Consider the following 21,066-nt stretch of genomic DNA (forward strand, 5'->3'; position numbering starts at 1 on the left):
TTGTCCTTTCAACTGTTGATTTTTCTTACTGCCGACAAAACTCAAAAAGTGACCTTTTAAACCTGCTGATTTTTATACCCCTGTGTTAGGAAGGATTTCAGCGCCACCAAGGCTTTCAGCGTCACCAAGGCTTTCAGCGCCACTTAATGACCGCCCCTTAATGTTATTGTTAATATTGTTCTTGCTCACGCCTCCTGCCACTGCCTCAAGTTCTTCTAAGTTTAATTCTTCGTTGGCAACGGCTTCTTTCATATATTCTTCGAGTTCTTGAGCGGTAAACTCATAACCTTTCTCAGCTGCAATTTGAATTACGCTAGTTGAAGCTTTGGCAGCCTTAATCTGCTCTTGTAGCACTTCATCATTTTCGGCAAATTTGAAAAACTCTCTTACTGTTTCTTGAGACATGGATTTAATTAACCGCTAATAACACCAACATAAAAAGGTTGGTGAGGAAGCTGGGCGGTATATTTACTGCTTCCTGATTGCATAATGTTAGAATACAAGCATCACTAAACTTATTCAATAATTGACTGTATCCTATACAGTATTTTTTTACTAAATTTCACGTTTATCGACATCTGAAAAATCACCTAGTAATTCACCGAAGAGGTAGGGGAAGGGGCTTTCTAGCAGGGGGAAATGACCCCATGTTTACTTGATATTTGTTTACACACATTGATTTTTTCTTGCCGACTTACTTAGGTCAAATTCAAAAACTTAATTTTGCGATCCTATTCCCAACTGATATAAAAGCTTTGAAACTGAATTTTTATCTAGTTCAGCTAAAGTCATGGAAAATACTCTTAGCGAATCAACATAACCCAAATATATTTCGTACTGCAAACGTTTGTCTGCGGGAATTTTATCAAACTCAACTCCTTTTCCCCACCGATGAATAGTATTAGGTTTAATTTTTAATATTTTGGCAATTAAGTTAATACACTTCTCTCGATAACCATGCTCTGATTCCATCGCTAAAATATAATCTTCTGTATAATGTGGCTTTCCATATTCATTTACTTGTTCTAGCCCAAACCAACGACGACAGAATTCTCTTGGGTGTAAACCCCTTCTATCAGTAATACAAATTTTTAAAATATCATTAGTAGCTTTTGTTATTTTTTCATGCCTAATTTTTGTTTTAAAATAAACTGGATCACGCTGATTATCTAAATAACTAATATTATTAGTTTGAGTGAATTCTAATTTTTTATAATTGGAATACTCCGCTTGTTTTTGTTCAACATTGCTTCCAGACGACATAATATTTACTTCTTGTCGATACTTCTGCTTGAGTATATGTCTAATAATTTAGGTAAAGATTCAGGTCTAAGATTGAGGAATTGAGGAACTCCTTCATGGATGAGTACGGTATTAGCAGGATTTTTTTGCGTAATCCCACAAGTCACCATCCAATCAATGTCACTGTCGTGCAATTCTCCCAACATAAATAGAACATCCCTCAAAGGCTGACCTTGTGCTAGGTTGCTAGGATCAAATTGATTGATGATGCTTTGTAGTCTATTAGAAAGTATGATTGCGATCGCACCATGAAAGCGCAATGCAAAACTAAATTCCTACCGTCATTTTGCCGCAAAGCCAATTTTGAAAACAATGCACAATTTTTAGATAAGACTATGATTTTTTTAGTTAAAATTCATCGACCTTCTATGTTCAGCAAAAAATGGTTATATAATTAGATATCACAATATGAATGCTATAAATGAACATGGAACGTGAAGCAGTCACAATCCGGTTTCCTATTGCTCTGTTAAACAAAGCAAAACATCTTAAAGATGGCTCAGAGTCATTCAATGAGCTAGTAGTTGAAGCAGTGGAACGAGAGGTTAAACGACGACTGGCTATTGCTACTCATCAGAGCATTGTAGCCAGACGTGCCAAAATCAAGGCTAGAACTGGCGTACACCCAGATGTAAATGTTCTCATTCATCGCCTCAGAGAAGGGGATATGCGAGTAGTAGGCTCTATAGCCAGTAATTTAACTTACTTTTAACCGCCCCAACATCCAATCAAATCTTTTACCTGCGATCGCCACACCATCTAAAACGCTATCATTCAATTCATCGTCATATTCCGCACTCTCAGCCAATGACAAACCTTGGCTATAAACCCGTCTACCATAACCAAGCTGACTCAGCATTCCCTGTAATCTCTGGGAAAGCAAAATAGCGATCGCACGGTAAAAGGGCGATTGAACACAATGCACAATTTTTAGGTAAGACGCATTGAATAAGTCGGGGATCTTTTTCTTAGCCCCCTTTTTAAGGGGGTTGGGGGATCTAAAATTTGAGTCACATGACGCCAAGATCAGAACTAGCCCCCCTTTTTAAGGGGAACAAAAAGAAATTCAAGTTACTTTTAACCGCCCCAACATCCAATCAAACCTTTTCCCCGCGATCGCCACACCATCTAAAACGCTATCATTCAACTCATCGTCATATTCCGCACTCTCAGCCAATGACAAACCTTGGCTATAAACCCGCCTACCATAACCAAGCCGACTCAGCATTCCCTGTAATCTCTGGGAAAGTAAAATAGCGATCGCCCGATAAAAACGAGATCCAAATCCGATATCTTGCTGTAACTTTGCTGCCATTTGCTGTCGGGAAATCGATAAAACAATTGACTCCTCAATCGCCTTAACAGTTGCAGAAGGTAGGCGGCCATCAATCAAGGGTGTTTCTCCGATAATTTCGCCTTTGGATAATCTGGCTATTTCTCTACCAGAAACTTCACCCCCCTCGATTGCAGCAAAAGCACGAGCTAAAGGATTACGCTCATTTTCAGCAATAGAAAGAGACATTGCTCCATCTAAAAGAATATACAGTGCATCTACAGTTCCTCGTTCATGGATGAGTGTGGCATTAACAGGAATTTTTTGCTTAGTTCCACAAGCCATCATCCAATCGATGTCACTATCATGTAATTCTCCCAACACAAACAGCACATCTTTCAAAGGTTGACCTTGTGCTAAGTTACTACGACCAAGTTGATTAATGGTGCTTTGAATTCTATCTGAAAGCATAATTGCGATCGCCCGATAAAAACGCGACGCAAAACCAACATCTTGCTGCAATTTTGCTGCTAGTTCTTGCTGGGAAATTGACATCACTAGCGATGTTTCGATAGCCTTTACAGTCGTGGCTGTTGGACGAGTAACAAAGGGAATTTCCCCCACTACCTCACCACTGAATAATCTCGCAATCTCACGACCAAAAATTTCATTTCCTTCGATGGCTGCAAAAGCACGAGTTAGAGGATTATTGTCTGGTTGAGAGACGCTAACTGTTAAGATTCCATCTAGTAAAATGTGTAGATAATCAGTAGCTTTTCCTTCTTGGATGAGTAGAGTACCAGCAGCTATTTCTCGGCGATGACCTGTCGCAATCATCCAATCAATGTCACTGGTAGTTAATTCTTTAAGCAAAACTTCTGTCATAACTAATACCTCCCGATTTTTTAATTTAATATTTTGGACTATTGTAGAGATGCAAAATTGCACGTCTCTACACCCCAATTTCTCTGCAATCTGGATAAAATTTGTTGAATACGAAAGTGCGCCTCAAGAGATGCCAATTCTTCTAATGTCAAATAGGTCAATGCTATTAACATCAAGGGTTGAATATTAATGTCCATTAACTTCCTTGCATTCTGAGTGTGAAAGTCCTGCAAATTTTCGGCTGCGGCCTTTACTAATGCTTGTAGAATTCTAAAAGCTCCATCAGAAAGTGAAGGTTTACCCCGGTAGTTTTGCAGTCTACCTCCCTCTCGGTAATTGGGAAACGACTCTAACCCCAAAAAACGCAAGAACCAATCAACTCGATAATCCCCCGTAGCGGCTACAATGCCCCTGTAGTCGGCAATTAACTCATCGAGTATATTGTTTTGCATGGAGTTAAATAAGCGGCGTGTGAAGTAGTGGGTACATTCATGTTCCAGCCGAATTGTCAAGGATAGACGCTGCCATTCTCCTTCCTCAAGTCCCATGTCGCTGGCTGAAACGTTACTATAACAACCATTACTCAAAATAATGAATTTATCCTGATAAAGCTGTTTTTGTGGTATTAATCGTTGAAATTCTGCTAACCAGCTACTTTGGGAGGAATTAGCAGAATTTTCAGCCTTCCATTGTTGGCGATACTGACGAATGCGATCCCAGTTATTAAACCCGCTGACTATACAGGCTCCCATAGACGCAGGAATTGGCTGCGGTTCATTTTGCTTTGTCAGAGCTTGAACTAAAGAAACAAAGTCATTTCGGCTCCCAGTTAATAATACAGGAATAGTTCCAGCCAAGCTTTGATGTAGTATTAATTGCAGTTTTTCAGGTTCCTGTAACACTAAACCTGTCGCCTCTCTCATCCCATTGACTGCAACGCCCCGACGAGTAGCAAACTGATACGCCTCAATCTGGCTGATACCCTCAATTACGGGAAATCGGAACTGTACCAATCGCTGTTTGAGTACCTCAAATGCTCCTATATCTTTTGCTGCAACGGCATATCCTTCCCAAGCAGCCAGATGGGGTTCAGGGGTCAAAGGAAATTTGACTAGATAGGTTAATATATTGTGATTAAAAACGGTTTGGTTATATACCAATAATTCCTCTACCTGAGCAGCAGTAGCTCCAAAGTAGATGAGGACATTAGTACGAAATGATTGTTGATCGATCATAAGCGACACCGAATAGCCCGTCGTAGACATTGCATTCAGAAAGGGACAAAAGCAAAAGACTAACGACTAATGACTAAACCAGCAATCTGATTTGTAATTGCTTTGATAGTCTGGCTAATTGGATGCTGAGGATAGCGTAGACAGAAAATACCATGACTGGCTAGCTGCACCATCTCTGACGATAATGGCAAAATCCCAGCCACAGGAGCGTTGTAGATTTTCTCTACCTGTTGTTGCAAGTCAGTAAAATTTAAGTTTGGTAGCACTTTATTGATTACCAACAGCATTTTTGACACCTTCAACTTTCGAGCTACATCCACAGTCACAGCAGTTCCCTGAAAGTCTTGATGATCTGGACGTAAAAGGATTACTAAAATATTAGAAATACCAATGGAAAGTAAGGTTTCTTCATTTAAACCTGGATGTGTATCTATTAAAAGGTAGTCTAATTTTAAACTGCTAATGAGTTCCTGAAAGCCATCATTGAGCCGGACTACATCATACCCCTCCCGAAGAATCCTGGCGATTTCACCAGTCTTAATACTAGAAGGAACCAAGTAAAGGCTACCCTTAATATTACCTGTATTTTCTTGCTCTGTAATTAAAACATCAGTAACATCATAGGCAGTATCTTTGATATCACAGTACCCCCACAAGTAATCATTGAGGGTACGTTTAATTTTGTGATCATTCATCCCGAAAATAACATGAATTCCTGGTGATTGAATGTCAGTATCAACAATGCCTACACGTTGTCCCTGAAGCGCTATATTAGCCCCTATATTGGCAATTAAGTTTGATTTGCCAGTGCCACCACGGAATGAATGAACTGCGATAATCTGTGCCATAACTTACCTTACCCTTATTAGTGAATAGTTATTATTTCCAATTTACAAACTCTCGATCTTGCCATAATTACGAATTATTTTAATGGCTCACAGGTGGGCGATCGCTCTTTCAAAGATTCCACTTGATTTTGCAATCTCTGGTAGTACTCTGTCTCAGTTTCGCTAGTAATTACTTCGTGTTGTTTGAGTTTTTGGATCTTTTTTTGTAACTCTTGAAAATGTTCATTTTCGGTTATTTCTGCAACGTGGGTAGCTCTTTTGGTTTCGTCAATCTCAATGCGAAGTTCCTGAACTTGCATTTTCAACTTCTGATCTCGCATCCTCACTTCTTCAGCCATCTCTAAGAAAATACGCACTAATTGACCAACATCATCTTGTGTATGACCTAATTGAGCCAAACTCTCGCGTAGTTCCAACACATGAGAATCAAAATCGTCATCCTCTAATGCTTGGGCTGCAACTGTCAGAGCGTGAATTGGTCGAGAAATATTCAATCCTAACAGCAGCGCGATGATTGCCGTAATTCCCCCAACAATCACCACACTGCTGCTATTGAGCCAAATCAGGCGATTCAAAGGAGCGGTAAACTCTGCTTTGGGTTGACTGACTCCCAATACCCAAGGCTGGGTTGCTAAGGGTGCAAAACCGACTATCTCCGGCATCTGCGATCGCGGCAATTGATAGGTAGCGTGTCCCGGCTGTGTGGCTCTCACCATCACCTTTAAGTCAGCAATATCCAAACTCTCAATCTCATCCACACCGTAGTGTTTATCGTGAATAACCTGCTTTAGCGTCTTAGTTGACACTGGCACGAGGCTATGGTATAGAAGAGATGGATCGGGATGACTAATGATTACTCCTTGTTGGTCAATCAGGAAGATATTGCTCTGAAAGCCTATATGTAAGGCATTAATAGTTGTCCAGATATCTTCTGCCCTAATATTGAGTAGAGTAGTTCCGACAATCTCCCCATTGGGCGATCGCACGGGCCCAGAGAAGAACATTCCTGGACTTTCGGTTGTTTCGTTCACCAAGCTGCTAAATCCGTAAAAGTTATCCTGGATAGTGGAATAGTTTTGACCAATGAATTTTGGATCTGTTGCAGCGAGGCATTGACCTTTCTTATCCATCAGCAAGACAGCATCAATATCTGGATAAGAGCGGAAAACCTTTTCTAAAGTTTGTTGCAGGTTGGGGCGGTAACTTTCTCGCTTTTGTAATGTGTCAGCAGCCAGAAAATCCACCAGATGGCGATCGTTGCTGACTTGAGAAACCACACGATGGCGATCAATAATTAACTGGTCAAAGCGACTAGCACTACTGCTGGCCAACAGTTCCAGTTTGCGGTATTCGCCAGCCTCTACACTGTTTAAGCTCTGTTGCAGGTTGTAGCAGACAGTGAAGATCATCGGTATCAGCACAGCACAAACCAATGCTACCGAAATTTTGGCAGCGATTGACCAGGTAGGCGCGTAAAGAAACCGATGCAGGTGCTTCATTTTGTAAATGCCAAGACGGGCTAAGGTATAAGAATTTCTAACTTTACTATAGGAATAACAGAAAATTATCAATGTACCGATGAATACTTAGCAGCTTAATAGAGGCAACCGAGTAATTGAATGCACAATTTTTATATATGACTCTCACTTTTTTAGGTTTACTGTTTATTAACTCATGCCACGGCTACGAAAACATCGCTCTGCTCGTTTTCGTAGCCGTGGGGAAATTGAAGTCCTTAGTTATTAGTCATTAGCACTAACTAATGACTAATAACTAAGGACTAATGACTAAATCGGCGGGTGGCTATCTTGGACACTTCTTAAGGGATAGGATTCCCGCCGATTTTTTTGAGTGTAGCATTATCAGTGCGTTGTGCCTTTCTCCAGGCTTGAGGAGTCGTTTGGTGATACTGGCGAAACTGGCGGAAAAAATGACCCTCATGCTGATAACCGACTGTTTCAGCAATCTGATTCACGCACATATTACCTTCCATCAGCAAGGTACGTGCGGCTGCCATTCGGCGTTCGATAATCCAATGATTCACCGTTTGTCCTGTATGACGGCGCACTAAGTCAGTTAAATAAGCAGGACAGTAACCAACTGCAAGAGCCACATCTTGTAAGCTAATCGGTTGATAGTAGTTTGCTTCAATGTACTCAAATACTTGGTTAAGATTAGAGTCAGAAGGGAATATTGACTGAGAATTTACAAATTTTGTGGTTTCAGATGAAGGTAGAACTGGAACTTGTTGGGATAGGTTGGCGTAATACTCCTTTATGGCTGCTTGTTTTTGCAGTCGAGTTGCGATCGCTGCCAATAATTCCTCTACCGTGGAGGGTTTTGTAAGATAGTCATCAGCTCCCAAATTCATGCCTTGGCGAAGTTCAGCCTTAGTAGCCTTAGCAGTCAGAAAAATGAAAGGAATCATCGCTGTGGCAGGATTTTGACGCAGAGTTGAGAGAACGCCGTAACCATCAAGTTCTGGCATCATAATGTCGCAAAGTACCAAATCTGGGAAATTTTCTAATATCTTTTGCACACCAACAAGACCATTTTTTGCACCGATGGCTTCAAAACCTTCGGCCTCTAGGCTATCTAGAAATATATCTCGGGTTTGTGTCTCATCTTCAATCACCAAAACTTTTGTCATAATTGGCTCTGATGTTAACTGATGAATTATTAATCAATCCAAAAGATCAAAATTATGCAAAAAATTTATTTCATAGATCATACCGATTTGACCGCCGTGTAAAGTTCACAAACTTTAGCGATCGCTGCTAGTAAAGCCTCGACTGTACAAGGTTTAGTAACATAGGCATTTGCTCCGAGATCCATGCCATAAAACTGTTCTACATCGGTAGTCCTACCCGTCAAAAAAATCAATGGAATCTTCTGTGTCAACAAGTTTTGGCGCAGCGTAGTCAGAACACCGTAACCATCTAGTTCTGGCATTATGATGTCGCAAATTACTAAGTCAGGTAAGTATTCTTGTGCTTTCTTGACACCAACACGACCGTTTTCTGCACAAATGGTATCAAAACCTTCCGCTTCCAGGCTTTCTACTAATATGTCTCGTGTTTGCGCCTCATCTTCAATTACTAAAACTTTTTTCATTATCTACCTGGCTATCAACCTTTTTAGATTAGCGGATGCCAAACTCAATGACAATCCCTTTTCTTTAAACGAGACTAGCACTTTTTTAGCTTTCCTAGCAGAAGTCTCGTACTATAGTTGTTACTCATAATCAGTGAGTGGAGTTCTCACTTAACCAATTATTGCATAGTCAAATCTACTGTAGACAAGAACAAAACTACAAAAGTTTTTATTCATAGTGGTTGTTTTAAGAATAATGTAACTGTAAAAATAGTACCTTTTCCAACCTCACTCACCACGTTAATTTGACTATTATGCAAGTCTAAAAGCTTTTTGACAATTGCTAGCCCAAGTCCATTACCTGGTATGTCACCTACATTTTTACCTCGAAAAAATGGCTTAAACAACTGTTCTTGATCTCTTAAGGAAATACCAATTCCCTTATCCTGAATTTGAAAAATAACTTTTTCATTTTGGTAAGATAATATGAAATCAACTTGAGTACTTCTGGGAGAATATTTAAGAGCATTTGAAAGTAAATTAATTAAAACTGGTTGGAGCAATTTTTTATCTACCCACACTGGTCTACAATTACCTTTGCTAACGAAGTTAACTACATTTAGGCTATTGGTTTGCAAGTTTATTTCTGCCAATATTTCACGGCAAAATAAGTTTAAATCAAGCGGTTTTAGCTCACAGTGTAGCTTTCCAGCTTCTGCACTCCCAATTAGAAGAACTTCATCCATTAATTGACTAATCTGTTCAGTTGCTGTTTGAAGGCGCTGCAAATACTGGAGTTTTTTCTCATCGCTCCAGTGGTGACTATGACGTTTCAATAAACTAGTGGAATATGAAATGACATTCAGCGGGCTGCGGAATTCATGAGAAACCATAGAGACAAACTGCGCTCTATCTTCAGCAAGTTGTTTTTCTTGTTCAAGAATTTGGTGAATTTTTTCTTTTGCTTGTTGGCATTCAGTAATGTCTCGAAAGCTCCATACCACTCCGATAACTTCTTTACCAAGTCGCAGAGGTTTACTGTATCGCTCGAAAACCCTCCCATCTTTCAATTCTAAAGTGTCATAGCTTTCAAAATTATTTTGGCTATCGAGTTGGTAGACATCTGTGCAAAATATTTCTGGGTTTTTAACTTGATTCTTATAAAAACTCAAATATTGATTATGATGGCGTAAAGTAATAATGGAATCTGGAATCTGCCACATCTGCACAAATTTCTGATTAAGACTAACAATATCTCCATCGCATCCGATGGCAATAATACCGTCAGCGATAGATTCTAGAGTTGCTTGAAGTAAGCAAAGAGAATTCTCCAATTTTGCTTTTACCCACTTGCACTCTGCCCCTTCATGAGATAATTCCTGCTTGACGTACTTTGATTCAGTTAGAACCTCTTCTACTCTATACTCTAGTACTTGATTAGCTTTATCTAAGGCGAATGAAGCTTGTTTGCGTTTGCTGATGTCTCGAAGCAAGATACAACCATACTCTTTGGCTTCATATTCCATATAACTAACAGTGATTTCCACTCTCAAACACTGCTCTTTTGAAGTTTTATATCCAGATTTCAAGTATAAGGAACCCTGTTTTTTGATAGTTTTCCAGTAGTTCGACCAAACTTCTAGCGGAAAGTCTAATATTACGTCATGTATAGTCAGAGAAAGTAATTCTTCGTAGTCAGCACCTACTAAATTACAAGCTGCCTGATTGACATATATAATCCGTGCATCTGAATTTATCCATAAAATTGCATCTGTTAAACGTTCCATTAAAAATTTACTAAAATGCAACTTTTCTTCTAATTGCAATGTATCGGCTTGAGAGTTATGTAATTCCGAAAAATTGTTTGTGAAAATCATAAGTTTCAATACTAATCATTTATAATGAAACGTGAATTTTACGGTTATAAAAAGATGAAAAGTTTGCTAGATATGAAGCATGAGCAATGGAGTAAGTCCAAGTGATCGCGCTTGATTGATCGCTGCGCTACTACTCGGTCTAAGATTAATTGTGTAAAGAAGGGAGTGATGAAACAACCTGCTAGAAGCCTTACCAAAGCCAAAGATACCAATTATCTGTATAAAATCGGCGGTGAGAGACACATCCCCCCTTTCCTGCATCAAAAGTGCTTCCACTAACTTGTACTCCATCTTTAATGACGCAAATTACGAGTGTTAATCGTTAAGTCTCTAGATGTCCCTGTACCTTCAGTACTGGCAAACAACCCATTAGAAGTAGGGACAGAAAACTCTTCAATGCTGTAAAATAAGTTACCTCCAGATTTAATTTCTCCGGTGATATTGAAGGTGTTACTTTCTTTTTGGATGCTGGAGTTAGTAGGTAGAGTCTCATCTGAAGTAATTTCAGCGTTCGTACAATTCCAAGAAAAAGTGCTAACGCTAACTATGGCAATACCCAACAAAGCGCTCCATCCATTCAAACTCCAACAGGACATTGTATCTCTCTACTACCAGCACTTAAGTATATTCAATCATAATCAAGTTAGTTGCTATCTAATATTTAACAACAACACATGAAAACTAATACTTTATGAAGAAAGAGTTCACAAATATACTGCTAGTTAACACCAACTAAGTTAATTTGCGGGCGCGATTAAGATATAATTGCGATCGCCTACGGCGGGGCGTAGCCCATCGCGCAATTCTGCGAATGCCTTAGCTGCCTCAAAAAACGCTTTTTCCACACGGCGCTCTAAATGTAGGCGGTAAGCGTAGCCATGCCGTCAGGCTTATCGCGCTGTTCTTCCTCGGTCAACTTTGGAACTTCGACAGCGCTAACCGTAATTGTTGCTGTAGCGGGATCTACTTGCTGGGAGATATCCTCATTTGCAGAGTTTGCTGCTGAAGTTGAATCGGTAGATGCGGCAGAGGTGGCTTTGTTGCTTCTAGAAGGTGGATTATTCATGTTTCCACGTTCTCTAGTTCAACAATATTTTTTCAGGGTCAATTGCAACGTATATTTTGGGCGTGGTTGGAAAATGCGGTTTCTTCTCTAATAAAACAGAGGGGAGAGCAAGAAGATTGATGGTCTGAGGGTCAATCATCTTTGCTCCAATCACGGTTGCACTCCAAAATCAATGCCTAAAACCTGCTCAATTCGTCTTAGCGTAGGCAGTGGCAGTACTTTTATCCGCTCTTGCTCAATTGCATACCAATTAGCAACATGAGATGTCAGCCTCCGCAGCCAATTGAGTAATAGTACGACCTGACTCATGTATTGCATCTCGGATGCATTGCCCCAACTCAGGAACATCTATTTCCCAGCCTACCTTTATTCCACCTGAAGGCAACAAATCACTACCATTCAAGGCTGGAGCAAACCAATTAATTAACGCAGCTTCAATCCCTGGTAGTAGCTCTTGTGTGTCTACAGTTAACCAAGCAATTCGGACTGAACTCATAGTTTCGAGATGTCGCTGGCGATGATGTTGTACCTATCGCTGTTGGAGATTAACTGATCTTCCTATGTAGTGAACTACTCCTAGAGAGTCAATAGCGAAATAAATGCATGGAATGCTAGGCAAATGCGATCGCTGTTCCAAGGTTACTGAAGGGAGTTCTAGGAGGTTTATGACCGAAGGATTAATCATCTTCGCTTTTCTCCTCTGCTGGAAACCACTCTAGTATCTCTCCTGGTTGAATCCTGTAAGTTTCGCAAAGAGCTTCCAAAATTTTGGACGAGGGGATGTAAGTAGGATCTGCTGCTAATTTGTACCCTGTCGTATCAGAAATTTTGGCATCTTGAATCATTCGATAAGCTGACAGCCCTCGACTCTCTAAAAATTGCTTGATTTTGTTTCGCATAGGCATAACCTCTATACTACTACGACTATTATACTGCAAAAATATATGGTGCAATTATTGCAATAGTATAAAATTTTTGGTAGTATTAAATTATAGAGAAAGCGCCCCTGACTACCAATCCGAAGCGCTTCTCTTGCCCTAAATTTAAAGAGCCTTTCAATTATGACTCACATCATCTATAGCCATCAACAGCTGCAACTGAAATCCATAGCCCGACTCAAGCAAATCTACTCTGAAATCGGCTGCACAGTTGAGGTTAGCGACAAACGTTGCAAGGATTCTTGGATTAGTGCGATCGCTAATTACCAAGCTAGCAAGATTCAGAAAATTGCCCCCGACGAACAAGCCGCAGCTCAAGCCGAACTCAACAACTACATCGCCGCCCAAGCCCAAGCGATCGCTCCCGAACCACTGACAACCGTAGAAATCAACTTCTACCACCACGAGGTCTACTGTGGCAAAGAACTGATAGCCTACATCGCATACGACCACGATGAATTCGTCACCCAACCTTGGCTCGTTATGGTCAACGGCAAAGAAGAATTCCGAGCTACCACCCCTAACAGATGTCAACGCTTCATAGAATGGCATTACAAAGACGGCACACTTAGAGAAACTTTCCCAGCACCATTAGAAGTGGCAGAAGCTCCAACAATTCTGGAAATCTCGTTTTATGACCAGGAAGCGTTTGTAGGGGACTACCTTGTAGCCAGCATTAGCTACGACCACGGCAACTACCAAAACCTATACTGGCGAGTACTGGTAAACAACGTTGAGATTTTTCGCGACCTCTCGGCTGCCAGATGCCATAGCTACATCAAACAACAGTATCAGCAAGGTACGCTACCAGTACAAGAGCAATTACCAGAAGAAGTTTGCACCATTAGTAACGAAGTCGTGGCACAGATTTTCGCTGAATGTGAAAAGTACGGGTTTGAAATCCTGGACGATGGGATTTATCAAAACGACATCAAACTGGGCGAAGTGGGGCATACTGACACTGGCTGGTGGTTCATACGCGCAACTGACGAAACCCAACAGCCCATACCTTGTGACTCTGCAATGGAAGCAGTTCAATCGCTGTCGATAGTGGACGTGTCTACTAATGGTAAATCCATTTTTGATGAATATTTTTTAGAGCAACCGTTAGAACAGCTAACTGGCGATAAATTGCAACGGCTGCTGGAGAGAGCGGAGTTAGTCACGGCGTAATTATTCTCATTCCAGGCGATCGCTTGACAACTGCGATCGCCTCTCATCACCACATTCTCAACAATCCCCATTAAATCAATGCAACCCACAATATCAATCCCCCAACACTGGGGCTACCCTCACTTTGCCTTGGAACAGCGTACAAAGGGCGGCATCATTCTAGGACTTGAGTACTACCCTGATGGTACAGAACTAGCTGAACAATTTGGTGATGGTTGGCGCTATGCGCTAATGCCTAATAAAAACTCTGACGAATTGTTCCACTTTCAGGAAAATCAAATTCAACCACTCTCCCCAGAAGAATTATTCAACCAAATCACTGCTGAAATTGACTTTTACCAACAGCAAATAAGTATTCTCAACCGACAGTTAACCGTATTAACTAGAGGTGCAAACAATGGCTAAGGAAGTAAACAACAGCTTTGACCGTAGAGCAAATCATTTGCTGCGTTCACTTCAGCTTTGCGGCGGTTGTGTTCCATTGCATCGTCTGCAATTCCAATTCTCCAATTCAGTAATTCAAACTCTGTTGGATAAAGAACTGGTGCAAGTACAGAACACGGGACGCGGCTTTTTGTTGGAGATTGCTGACTAATGAATTGCTGGAGGAGAAGACAAATTAATTCTCTTCTACCTCCTATTTACAAATGTCATTTATTAACTCAAATATTGATGACTGAATCAATCGCTAAGGCTTTAAAAGCAATTCGCGTCTCTCACGAACTCACACAAACAGAACTAGCGCAAAAGCTTCAAATAGGCAAATCACATTTATCTGAAATTGAATCAGAAACTAAAAAGCCAAGTCTCGCCCTATTACTGCGCTATTCCGAAGCCTTTGATGTACCACTATCCTCAATTCTGTTTCTGGCTGAACACATTGACGAAGGTATTGACGAAACAACAGAGTTTATCTCTTCCAAAATCATAGCCCTACTGAAATTCATCCAACAGTGGCGCTCTCCGTAATCGCTTTCTCCCTTGAATCTCAATATCAAACACAAGGATACAACTATGAAAGCGAAGAACTCATCAAAATAATCGCATCAATAATAGTCAAAACCAAGCAAAACAATCCTAAATAATTTTGAATTTTGAATTTTGAATTTTGAATTGTTTTGACTTTGAATCTATCAGCGCTCAAATCGTACAATAACAAGCTGGCACATATTCTATTTCTGCATCAATATCAGAGGTGACATTATGAATATCAAATGGACTGATGAAGAACTCGCAATTATTGAAGAGAAAGCCGAAGTCTATACAGTCAAACAAATAGCCTCAAGCTTAAAAAGACGAGGATTCTATCGCACACCAGTTGCAATTTATCTGAAGTTAAATAGTTTAGGTTATTCAGCCCGTCCCACTCTTGATAACTATTCTTGTAAAGAAATTGCTCAAGTTCTTCAATTGAACCTATCAACTGTTTGTAGATGGGTAAAACGAGGATGGCTCAAAGCTACAAAACGCTCTGCTAGACATTATCAGATTCGGAAATGGCATCTTAAGCAGTTTTTTGACCATCCACCCCAATCAATTAAAAAACGTATCACCTCTCTTGATCCAGAAGCAATTAATTACTTGTTAGGGAGAAAAGCATGACACAGCAAATCGCTCCCCAAAACACTCAAGAAGTCCTTGACCTCTGCTCCGGCATCGGCGGCTTCACCCTTGGCCACATGATTAGCGGCGGTTTCAAGACTGTGGCTTTTTGTGAAATCAACGAGTACTGCCAGCAGGTGTTAAGTCTACGCTTCCCGCATATTCCAATTATTCCAGACATTCATGACATCACAACTGAGTCTCTTTACCGAGTGGGAGTTGGAGAAGTTGATGGCATCATCGCCGGACTCCCCTGCCCTCCCTTCAGCCTCGCCGGAAAACGCCTTGCATTCCAAGACGAGCGCAACCTGTTCGGTGAATTCAAGAGAATCCTTTGCGAGATTCGACCAAAATGGGCAATTGTGGAAAACGTACCCGGATTGCTCGTTGCTGAATCGGGTCAATTTCTCCGTACCGTACTGTGGCAGTTTGCCTCGTTGGGGTTTGATGTTGAATGGGGAGTGCTTTCGGCAAACCATGTGGGGGCCATCCACAAACGAGAACGAGTTTGGATTATTGCCTACTCCCAAAGCCCAAGACGGCATACATCCTGGAGTCAGTACACACAAGAGCGGACAAACCCTGCATCTGTCGGCAGCGCTAATGCTGGTAACTCCCAGAAACACAGACTTACCAACTCAGTTGAATACGGGGCGTTCTCTCAACCCGCATCTAGTAGAGGCGATGATGGGCTTTCCACAAGGCTGGACGGATGTCTCCTTACCCACACCGAACTTACTCCTTGGTTGTGTGCCGCCACAGTCCCCAGCTTCAGTCGGCTCAGTCGTAGAGAAATTGCAGCGCTTACGCAACAAGAGCTTGCAGAATATCACCAACTCTATACACAATACCTTGCGCTCAGAAGACAACACAAACAACAGCTGATAGCTCTGGGCAATGCCATTGTCCCCCAATGCGCTGCACTAATTTTTGAACGTCTGAAAAGAATTTTTAAGCAACAACAGAAAAACTCATGATTGATAACATTAACGTATTCTTAACAAGTTGGTATCTTTCTCCACCTTGGGGACAAACAATTCCACCTGTTGAAGTCAATTTGCTAGAGAGAGTCTACCTCCGAACCACCAGAACATTTGGTTACTGCTGCGGTATTCAGTGGAAGCATGAATGTTGGCTTTATTCAATTGATTGCCGTAATGAAATACTCCACGCCACACAAAACCAAATCATCGGGACTGGAGAATTAGAAGCCATCACTGTGCAAAAACCTGCTTTTGTTTTGGGTGAAAGAGTGATCCTCTGTTCTCACGATAAGGGAACAAAACAACGGCTGATTCTAGGAATTGCACTGGTGCATAATTCTTGGTTTTACCTTGTTGAATTGATGTCACCAACGTTAATTAAGACACCAACTATATCAAATCGTTTCTCATTAGTTGGTGAAAAAAGTTTAGTGCGAGTAAATGCTTGATTCTCTTTAATCACACAACGAAAAATTATCACCCAACTAGAGTTATGTCACAAATTGAAATCGCCGAAATCATAAAGCAAATATCTCAAGAGATTGAAGTAGACTCCAATGGTCATGGTAAAGCCAGTATCAAAGCCACTGCACGACTAGCTGGAGTTGATGACGAATCTATCAGAAAAGCTTTAAAATCAAGCGCCGACCTAGTACCATCAAAATTAGCTAAAGAGCTTATGCTGCAAGGGTTTAAAGCTACCGACCTGAACGAATGGAGAACTAATGGTATCCCAGATGTTGCGATCGCAATTATCTTAGAGTACTACGCTTACGAAGCTGGTAGATACTGTACCAAACAAGCCAGATTGGTATGCCGTTCATTCAACACCATCGGTATTCGGGCATGGATTCAAGACAAATTGGGCTGGACTAAACCCGCCAATCCTTCCGAAACAGGAATGACTCAAATACAGTTACTCGCCGCTTTAGCACAACAATTGGCAGAGCAAGAACAGCATTTACTCCAACAGCAGCAGCAACAGACTGAAATTTTGCATCGGCTAAAAGCTGTTGAAGTTGAGCAAGACAGAGTAAATACCCCATGTGGACATAAATACAGTGTTGTTGGATTTGCCAATCTTCAAGGTTTAGAAATTTCGGTTAAAGAAGCAGGTGCTAAAGGTAGAAAGGCAAGCGCATTGTGTCGGAAACAAGGGATAGAAATAGAACGCATTCATGATCCACGTTTTGGAAAAGTCGGTTTGTATCCAGAAAGTGTGTTGATTGAGGTTTTCTCTACTGGTCAAAACTAACAGCAATTGTCTTCAGAATACTTTCTTCAGTTGGACAAAAATACCATGCAACAACTCAATTTATTCACTGAATTAACTCCAGTTTTACCTATCACTTACTACCCTGATTTCTTAACTCTAGAACAAGCAAACGAACTCTACCAACACTGCTTGAAACTAGAGTGGCAGCAGAATCAAATCAGGATGTTGGGTAAAACTCTGCCCGTCCCGCGCCTTGAGTGCATTTATGGTAATGCCGGATGTGATTACCTATACTCCAACAGCGTATTTTTGAAACCACTATGGTGGACAGAAGCTCTGTCTAGCTTGCGCGATCGCATAACTGCGTTGACTGGTTACAAATTCCGTATCGTCATTGGTAATCAGTACCGCAGTGGACAAGACAGCATCGGCTGGCACACAGACATCGAACCATTGATGGGATTTAACCCTGCAATCGCATCAGTCAGCTTGGGGTCATGTCGCAAATTCCAAATCAAAGCCATCGGCGGTAAACCAACAGATTTCTGGCTGGAACACGGGAGCTTGCTTGTGATGCACCCCGGCTGCCAGTCTACACATCTGCATCAAGTTCCGAAGACCAACAAAGTTGTTAGCACGCGAATTAATCTCACGTTTCGACCGCACACCGGGGGGAACAAATAACCCCCTGGCTGGCTTAGTCAGGATTTCATAGCCAGCAAAAGCTCTCACAAAAAGTTGAACCGGCGGCATGGGTGCAATGCCGCTCCATTTTTCTGCGCCTATTTATGGAGGGGATATGACTACAATTAGTTCACAAAACCAGCATTTAACTGAATGGCTCAACAGTGGAGTTGACGAAGAAATCTTCAAGGCGAATGTCAAATCGCTCTATGGGACTTTACCCTACGAATATCTGCTCTACAGTCCCAAAATCTCCCGTCGCAATGATGGGCGGCTCAGAGACAGGGACTTGAAAAAATACCAGCACATTGAATTAGGTGGCTGGTGGTGCAGTGGGATTGACCCGCTCAACGAATACGCCCTAATGATGTGGGGCTGCTTCAAACCCGACCACCCCAGACGCGATCGCCAAAAAATCCACAAGTTCATAAAATACGAGCATCCTTACAGAGAAGAGACACGCACTTTCTTCCTCTTAGTACCGAATCACATCTGGGTGAAAGTCTCCCTACGTTGCGGCATTCCGATCACAGAATTTGACCTACAGCATCCTGGGGGCTTCTGGCATTGGGTTTGCCAACACAATGTACCAGTGACAATTGTAGAAGGTGTCAAGAAAGCGGGGGCATTATTAACAGCTGGTTATGCAGCGATCGCTATCCCCGGTGTGAATGCTGGATACCGCACACCTACTGATGAGTACGGTACTGCCATTGGTAAACCCTCGCTGATTCCCGACTTGAAACATTTTGCAACACAGGGGAGACTTGTTAACATCTGCTTTGACCAGGACAACAAACCTGAGACAGTCCAACGGGTGAGAACCGCCATCAGTCGCATGGGACGGCTGCTGGTAAATGAGGGCTGTTCGCTGCGAGTGATTGATTTACCTTTTGGCCAAGAGAAAGGGGTTGATGATTTTATCGTTGCTAAAGGGCAGCCAGCATTTGACGCACTCTACAATACTGCCGTTGCACTGGAGTTATGGGAGATTAAGCTGTTTACTCTGCTGACTTACCCGCCGTCAATCGCACTCAACCAAAGATTCCTCGGTCAGCTTCTCGTCCCCGAAGGTGAAAAACTGATTATCCTCAAAGCTCCCAAAGGCACGGGTAAAACCGAATGGCTGGCAACTGAGGTGGCCAAAGCACATGACCAAGGGCAGAGGGTATTAATCATCACCCATCGCATTCAATTAGGGGAGGCACTCTGTAATCGGTTTGGTGTTAACTATGTTACTGAAGTCCGCACGAATGAAACAGGCACATTATTAGGATACGGCGTATGTGTTGATTCGCTGCATCAGGAAAGTCAAGCGCGATTCAATCCCAATGACTGGTCTAATGATGTAATTATTATTGATGAATGTGACCAAGTATTCTGGCATCTTCTCAACTCTGGTACTGAAGTGCAGAAACGTCGGGTATCTGTTCTCAAAAACCTCAAACAACTGGTACAAAACGTTTTGGGCAGCAGTCAGGGAAAGATTTACCTGTCTAGTGCCGATGTTTCTGACACAGATGTAAAGTATGTTTTATCACTCGCTGGAGAATATCGAGTTAACCCGTTTGTAATCGTCAACAATTATCGTCACGTAGCTGGCAACTGTTACAACTACTCTGGCAGTAACCCGAAAAATCTCATCGCCGCACTAGATAAAGCGATAACCAAAGGGGGACATCATTTACTCTGCTGCTCTGCTCAAAAAGCTAAGTCTAAATGGGGGACGCAAGCCTTGGAAGAACGTTTTCGCCGTAAATTCCCTCACCTGCGAATCCTGAGAATAGACAGCGAATCTGTTGCAGACCCCTCACATCCAGCGTTCGGTTGTATCGCTCACTTGAACGAAATTCTTACCCAGTATGATTTGGTTATCGCTTCTCCAAGTTTGGAAACTGGAGTCAGCATCGACATTCGAGGACATTTTGATGGTGTATGGGGAATTTTTCAGGGTGTGCAGCCGGTTAACTCCGTCCGTCAGATGTTGGCACGCCTCCGGGAAACTGTTGACCGTCACATTTGGGTGAGAGAATGGGGGATGTCGGTTGTGGGCAATGGCTCTACATCCATAGGGGGATTGCTGAGAAGTCAACACGTCGACTAAATTCCAATTCGACCCAGAATCAAGCTCAAAATCGACATCTGGGGTTAAGTCACCGCCATTAGTAGAGCCTCTCTTCAAATTCAGGTCTAGATTGTTGACGTTAACCTCCCAATCGCTCAAAGTCCCGGACTCTGAATAAACCACAAATCCCGAATATTCGCTCTCTTCTGGCAAAAAGTTCGTAAGGAATGGGGTAGTAGCATCGACTAAGGTAAAATCACCTGAAAATTCTTGTCTAGTTAGAATAGCTCCCAGCACGGGAGTAGCATGAAATACGCTTGCAACTACCAAACCAATCACGGCGACGCTAACTTTGGGGAGTCGAACTTGATTCATGGATTGGGTATGTTATCTAAAATTGTTGAAGGTATGCTATCACATCCTTGGCAACTTAAGATACACTCAGTACACCAAAAAGTTCTGTGATGCCTGCGGTGTTCTCCTTGCCATCGCTCAAGCCCAGAAATGCTCAGTTAGCGGTGGAACGCTTTGTATACGGGGTTGATACTGTTAAAGAATTGCTCAGTACGCTAACAAGTGATGAGCATTGGGGCGTGATGCTGAAGTTTGATCAGGTCAGCCCGGACAAGTTTGCTCAACTGGTGACAGATGCCCCACAGTGGACTGAATGGATGGTTTGATTTACACCCAAGCTTGGTATTAGCGCTCTTTTATTACTCTCATGAGAGTATAATTAATTACTAACAGTTTAACTTAGCAAGGGTATTTAATTGGGTTCAAGAACGGCTACCTCCACGATCACCGTGGTAGATCAGTACTGCGATGC

The 21,066-nt window shown here is 41.8% G+C and carries 28 protein-coding genes; 12 read left to right on the forward strand and 16 right to left on the reverse strand.

Features of this window, described 5'->3' with window-relative positions; genetic code table 11:
- Positions 1-72: 72 nt before the first annotated feature.
- The 3 genes from LC653_RS32605 to LC653_RS32615 form a co-directional block, all read right to left on the reverse strand.
- Positions 73-405 (reverse strand): Nif11-like leader peptide family natural product precursor, encoded by a 333-nt coding sequence (locus LC653_RS32605; protein ID WP_229498743.1) that lies wholly within the window; start codon positions 403-405, stop codon positions 73-75.
- A 312-nt stretch (positions 406-717) separates the two neighbouring features.
- A complete protein-coding gene (locus LC653_RS32610) occupies positions 718-1,263 on the reverse strand; it encodes a hypothetical protein (RefSeq protein WP_229498744.1) in 546 nt (181 codons plus the stop codon).
- A 5-nt stretch (positions 1,264-1,268) separates the two neighbouring features.
- The gene (locus LC653_RS32615; protein WP_229498745.1) at positions 1,269-1,562 is read right to left on the reverse strand and encodes a hypothetical protein; all 294 of its coding nucleotides are present in this window, start codon (positions 1,560-1,562) and stop codon (positions 1,269-1,271) included.
- A 161-nt stretch (positions 1,563-1,723) separates the two neighbouring features.
- Here LC653_RS32615 and LC653_RS32620 point away from each other — a divergent pair, with 161 nt between their 5' ends.
- Positions 1,724-2,014, forward strand: coding sequence for a YlcI/YnfO family protein (locus LC653_RS32620; protein ID WP_229498746.1), 291 nt, complete (start codon positions 1,724-1,726; stop codon positions 2,012-2,014).
- On the opposite strand, the gene LC653_RS32625 is transcribed toward LC653_RS32620, so the two are convergent.
- From LC653_RS32625 to LC653_RS32685, 13 genes are all read right to left on the reverse strand, one after another.
- Positions 2,000-2,227: a hypothetical protein gene (locus LC653_RS32625; RefSeq protein ID WP_229498747.1), complete on the reverse strand. Its 228-nt coding sequence runs from the start codon at positions 2,225-2,227 to the stop codon at positions 2,000-2,002. The genes LC653_RS32620 and LC653_RS32625 overlap by 15 nt on opposite strands.
- 141 nt (positions 2,228-2,368) lie before the next feature.
- Positions 2,369-3,460, reverse strand: coding sequence for a cyclic nucleotide-binding domain-containing protein (locus tag LC653_RS32630; RefSeq protein WP_229498748.1), 1,092 nt, complete (start codon positions 3,458-3,460; stop codon positions 2,369-2,371).
- Positions 3,461-3,498: 38 nt separating this feature from the next.
- Positions 3,499-4,695 carry a DUF7005 family protein gene (locus LC653_RS32635; RefSeq protein WP_229498749.1) on the reverse strand — a complete coding sequence of 399 codons (1,197 nt, stop codon included), beginning with the start codon at positions 4,693-4,695 and terminating at the stop codon, positions 3,499-3,501.
- A gap of 59 nt (positions 4,696-4,754) precedes the next feature.
- Positions 4,755-5,543 carry a MinD/ParA family ATP-binding protein gene (locus LC653_RS32640; protein WP_229498750.1) on the reverse strand — a complete coding sequence of 263 codons (789 nt, stop codon included), beginning with the start codon at positions 5,541-5,543 and terminating at the stop codon, positions 4,755-4,757.
- Between the two features lie 74 nt (positions 5,544-5,617).
- Positions 5,618-7,042 (reverse strand): cache domain-containing protein, encoded by a 1,425-nt coding sequence (locus LC653_RS32645; RefSeq protein WP_229498751.1) that lies wholly within the window; start codon positions 7,040-7,042, stop codon positions 5,618-5,620.
- 320 nt (positions 7,043-7,362) lie between these two features.
- The gene (locus LC653_RS32650) at positions 7,363-8,193 is read right to left on the reverse strand and encodes a response regulator transcription factor (protein WP_229498752.1); all 831 of its coding nucleotides are present in this window, start codon (positions 8,191-8,193) and stop codon (positions 7,363-7,365) included.
- A 77-nt stretch (positions 8,194-8,270) separates the two neighbouring features.
- A complete protein-coding gene (locus LC653_RS32655) occupies positions 8,271-8,657 on the reverse strand; it encodes a response regulator transcription factor (protein WP_308189178.1) in 387 nt (128 codons plus the stop codon).
- 212 nt (positions 8,658-8,869) lie between these two features.
- The gene (locus LC653_RS32660) at positions 8,870-10,513 is read right to left on the reverse strand and encodes a sensor histidine kinase (RefSeq protein ID WP_229498753.1); all 1,644 of its coding nucleotides are present in this window, start codon (positions 10,511-10,513) and stop codon (positions 8,870-8,872) included.
- A gap of 66 nt (positions 10,514-10,579) precedes the next feature.
- On the reverse strand, positions 10,580-10,804 hold the full coding sequence (locus LC653_RS32665) for a hypothetical protein (RefSeq protein ID WP_229498754.1): 225 nt from the start codon (positions 10,802-10,804) through the stop codon (positions 10,580-10,582).
- A 2-nt stretch (positions 10,805-10,806) separates the two neighbouring features.
- Complete coding sequence (locus tag LC653_RS32670) at positions 10,807-11,109, reverse strand: hypothetical protein (RefSeq protein WP_229498755.1); 303 nt, start codon at positions 11,107-11,109, stop codon at positions 10,807-10,809.
- Between the two features lie 257 nt (positions 11,110-11,366).
- Entirely contained in the window at positions 11,367-11,579 is a 213-nt protein-coding gene (locus tag LC653_RS32675) for a hypothetical protein (RefSeq protein ID WP_229498756.1), read from the reverse strand.
- Between the two features lie 250 nt (positions 11,580-11,829).
- Entirely contained in the window at positions 11,830-12,075 is a 246-nt protein-coding gene (locus LC653_RS32680; protein WP_229498757.1) for a hypothetical protein, read from the reverse strand.
- A gap of 181 nt (positions 12,076-12,256) precedes the next feature.
- Positions 12,257-12,478 carry a helix-turn-helix domain-containing protein gene (locus tag LC653_RS32685; protein ID WP_229498758.1) on the reverse strand — a complete coding sequence of 74 codons (222 nt, stop codon included), beginning with the start codon at positions 12,476-12,478 and terminating at the stop codon, positions 12,257-12,259.
- 162 nt (positions 12,479-12,640) lie between these two features.
- On the opposite strand from LC653_RS32685, the gene LC653_RS32690 reads away from it, so the two are divergent.
- The 11 genes from LC653_RS32690 to LC653_RS32740 all read left to right on the forward strand — a co-directional run bounded on the left by LC653_RS32690 (position 12,641) and on the right by LC653_RS32740 (position 20,920).
- The gene (locus LC653_RS32690; protein ID WP_229498759.1) at positions 12,641-13,690 is read left to right on the forward strand and encodes a hypothetical protein; all 1,050 of its coding nucleotides are present in this window, start codon (positions 12,641-12,643) and stop codon (positions 13,688-13,690) included.
- 78 nt (positions 13,691-13,768) lie between these two features.
- On the forward strand, positions 13,769-14,095 hold the full coding sequence (locus LC653_RS32695) for a hypothetical protein (protein WP_229498760.1): 327 nt from the start codon (positions 13,769-13,771) through the stop codon (positions 14,093-14,095).
- Positions 14,088-14,285 carry a hypothetical protein gene (locus LC653_RS32700; RefSeq protein ID WP_229498761.1) on the forward strand — a complete coding sequence of 66 codons (198 nt, stop codon included), beginning with the start codon at positions 14,088-14,090 and terminating at the stop codon, positions 14,283-14,285. Before LC653_RS32695 ends, LC653_RS32700 begins: the two co-directional genes overlap by 8 nt.
- Before the next feature lie 77 nt (positions 14,286-14,362).
- Positions 14,363-14,659 carry a helix-turn-helix transcriptional regulator gene (locus tag LC653_RS32705; RefSeq protein WP_229498762.1) on the forward strand — a complete coding sequence of 99 codons (297 nt, stop codon included), beginning with the start codon at positions 14,363-14,365 and terminating at the stop codon, positions 14,657-14,659.
- A 234-nt stretch (positions 14,660-14,893) separates the two neighbouring features.
- Positions 14,894-15,292: a helix-turn-helix domain-containing protein gene (locus tag LC653_RS32710; RefSeq protein WP_229498763.1), complete on the forward strand. Its 399-nt coding sequence runs from the start codon at positions 14,894-14,896 to the stop codon at positions 15,290-15,292.
- Positions 15,289-16,269 (forward strand): DNA cytosine methyltransferase, encoded by a 981-nt coding sequence (locus LC653_RS32715; protein WP_229498764.1) that lies wholly within the window; start codon positions 15,289-15,291, stop codon positions 16,267-16,269. Before LC653_RS32710 ends, LC653_RS32715 begins: the two co-directional genes overlap by 4 nt.
- Positions 16,266-16,724 carry a DUF1392 domain-containing protein gene (locus LC653_RS32720; RefSeq protein ID WP_229498765.1) on the forward strand — a complete coding sequence of 153 codons (459 nt, stop codon included), beginning with the start codon at positions 16,266-16,268 and terminating at the stop codon, positions 16,722-16,724. The genes LC653_RS32715 and LC653_RS32720 overlap by 4 nt, the downstream gene beginning before the upstream one ends.
- Positions 16,725-16,768: 44 nt before the next feature.
- Positions 16,769-17,530 (forward strand): hypothetical protein, encoded by a 762-nt coding sequence (locus LC653_RS32725; protein ID WP_229498766.1) that lies wholly within the window; start codon positions 16,769-16,771, stop codon positions 17,528-17,530.
- Between the two features lie 45 nt (positions 17,531-17,575).
- Positions 17,576-18,175 (forward strand): alpha-ketoglutarate-dependent dioxygenase AlkB family protein, encoded by a 600-nt coding sequence (locus LC653_RS32730; RefSeq protein ID WP_229498767.1) that lies wholly within the window; start codon positions 17,576-17,578, stop codon positions 18,173-18,175.
- A gap of 115 nt (positions 18,176-18,290) precedes the next feature.
- Positions 18,291-20,279, forward strand: coding sequence for a plasmid replication protein, CyRepA1 family (locus tag LC653_RS32735; protein ID WP_308189179.1), 1,989 nt, complete (start codon positions 18,291-18,293; stop codon positions 20,277-20,279).
- 425 nt (positions 20,280-20,704) lie between these two features.
- The gene (locus LC653_RS32740) at positions 20,705-20,920 is read left to right on the forward strand and encodes a hypothetical protein (protein WP_229498768.1); all 216 of its coding nucleotides are present in this window, start codon (positions 20,705-20,707) and stop codon (positions 20,918-20,920) included.
- Positions 20,921-21,066: the final 146 nt, after the last annotated feature.

This window comes from Nostoc mirabile CHAB5784 (assembly GCF_020829645.1).
Lineage (GTDB): Bacteria > Cyanobacteriota > Cyanobacteriia > Cyanobacteriales > Nostocaceae > Nostoc > Nostoc mirabile.

What these genes read in the sequence shown, in the direction of transcription:
- LC653_RS32605 (WP_229498743.1), bottom strand. Translation starts at nt 405, where the DNA reads ATGTCTCAAGAAACAGTAAGAGAGTTTTTCAAATTTGCCGAAAATGAT.
- LC653_RS32610 (WP_229498744.1), bottom strand. Translation starts at nt 1,263, where the DNA reads ATGTCGTCTGGAAGCAATGTTGAACAAAAACAAGCGGAGTATTCCAAT.
- LC653_RS32620 (WP_229498746.1), top strand. Translation starts at nt 1,724, where the DNA reads ATGAACATGGAACGTGAAGCAGTCACAATCCGGTTTCCTATTGCTCTG.
- LC653_RS32630 (WP_229498748.1), bottom strand. Translation starts at nt 3,460, where the DNA reads ATGACAGAAGTTTTGCTTAAAGAATTAACTACCAGTGACATTGATTGG.
- LC653_RS32635 (WP_229498749.1), bottom strand. Translation starts at nt 4,695, where the DNA reads ATGATCGATCAACAATCATTTCGTACTAATGTCCTCATCTACTTTGGA.
- LC653_RS32640 (WP_229498750.1), bottom strand. Translation starts at nt 5,543, where the DNA reads ATGGCACAGATTATCGCAGTTCATTCATTCCGTGGTGGCACTGGCAAA.
- LC653_RS32645 (WP_229498751.1), bottom strand. Translation starts at nt 7,042, where the DNA reads ATGAAGCACCTGCATCGGTTTCTTTACGCGCCTACCTGGTCAATCGCT.
- LC653_RS32650 (WP_229498752.1), bottom strand. Translation starts at nt 8,193, where the DNA reads ATGACAAAAGTTTTGGTGATTGAAGATGAGACACAAACCCGAGATATA.
- LC653_RS32655 (WP_308189178.1), bottom strand. Translation starts at nt 8,657, where the DNA reads ATGAAAAAAGTTTTAGTAATTGAAGATGAGGCGCAAACACGAGACATA.
- LC653_RS32660 (WP_229498753.1), bottom strand. Translation starts at nt 10,513, where the DNA reads ATGATTTTCACAAACAATTTTTCGGAATTACATAACTCTCAAGCCGAT.
- LC653_RS32665 (WP_229498754.1), bottom strand. Translation starts at nt 10,804, where the DNA reads ATGGAGTACAAGTTAGTGGAAGCACTTTTGATGCAGGAAAGGGGGGAT.
- LC653_RS32670 (WP_229498755.1), bottom strand. Translation starts at nt 11,109, where the DNA reads ATGTCCTGTTGGAGTTTGAATGGATGGAGCGCTTTGTTGGGTATTGCC.
- LC653_RS32675 (WP_229498756.1), bottom strand. Translation starts at nt 11,579, where the DNA reads ATGAATAATCCACCTTCTAGAAGCAACAAAGCCACCTCTGCCGCATCT.
- LC653_RS32680 (WP_229498757.1), bottom strand. Translation starts at nt 12,075, where the DNA reads ATGAGTTCAGTCCGAATTGCTTGGTTAACTGTAGACACACAAGAGCTA.
- LC653_RS32685 (WP_229498758.1), bottom strand. Translation starts at nt 12,478, where the DNA reads ATGCGAAACAAAATCAAGCAATTTTTAGAGAGTCGAGGGCTGTCAGCT.
- LC653_RS32690 (WP_229498759.1), top strand. Translation starts at nt 12,641, where the DNA reads ATGACTCACATCATCTATAGCCATCAACAGCTGCAACTGAAATCCATA.
- LC653_RS32695 (WP_229498760.1), top strand. Translation starts at nt 13,769, where the DNA reads ATGCAACCCACAATATCAATCCCCCAACACTGGGGCTACCCTCACTTT.
- LC653_RS32700 (WP_229498761.1), top strand. Translation starts at nt 14,088, where the DNA reads ATGGCTAAGGAAGTAAACAACAGCTTTGACCGTAGAGCAAATCATTTG.
- LC653_RS32705 (WP_229498762.1), top strand. Translation starts at nt 14,363, where the DNA reads ATGACTGAATCAATCGCTAAGGCTTTAAAAGCAATTCGCGTCTCTCAC.
- LC653_RS32710 (WP_229498763.1), top strand. Translation starts at nt 14,894, where the DNA reads ATGAATATCAAATGGACTGATGAAGAACTCGCAATTATTGAAGAGAAA.
- LC653_RS32715 (WP_229498764.1), top strand. Translation starts at nt 15,289, where the DNA reads ATGACACAGCAAATCGCTCCCCAAAACACTCAAGAAGTCCTTGACCTC.
- LC653_RS32720 (WP_229498765.1), top strand. Translation starts at nt 16,266, where the DNA reads ATGATTGATAACATTAACGTATTCTTAACAAGTTGGTATCTTTCTCCA.
- LC653_RS32725 (WP_229498766.1), top strand. Translation starts at nt 16,769, where the DNA reads ATGTCACAAATTGAAATCGCCGAAATCATAAAGCAAATATCTCAAGAG.
- LC653_RS32730 (WP_229498767.1), top strand. Translation starts at nt 17,576, where the DNA reads ATGCAACAACTCAATTTATTCACTGAATTAACTCCAGTTTTACCTATC.
- LC653_RS32735 (WP_308189179.1), top strand. Translation starts at nt 18,291, where the DNA reads ATGACTACAATTAGTTCACAAAACCAGCATTTAACTGAATGGCTCAAC.
- LC653_RS32740 (WP_229498768.1), top strand. Translation starts at nt 20,705, where the DNA reads ATGCCTGCGGTGTTCTCCTTGCCATCGCTCAAGCCCAGAAATGCTCAG.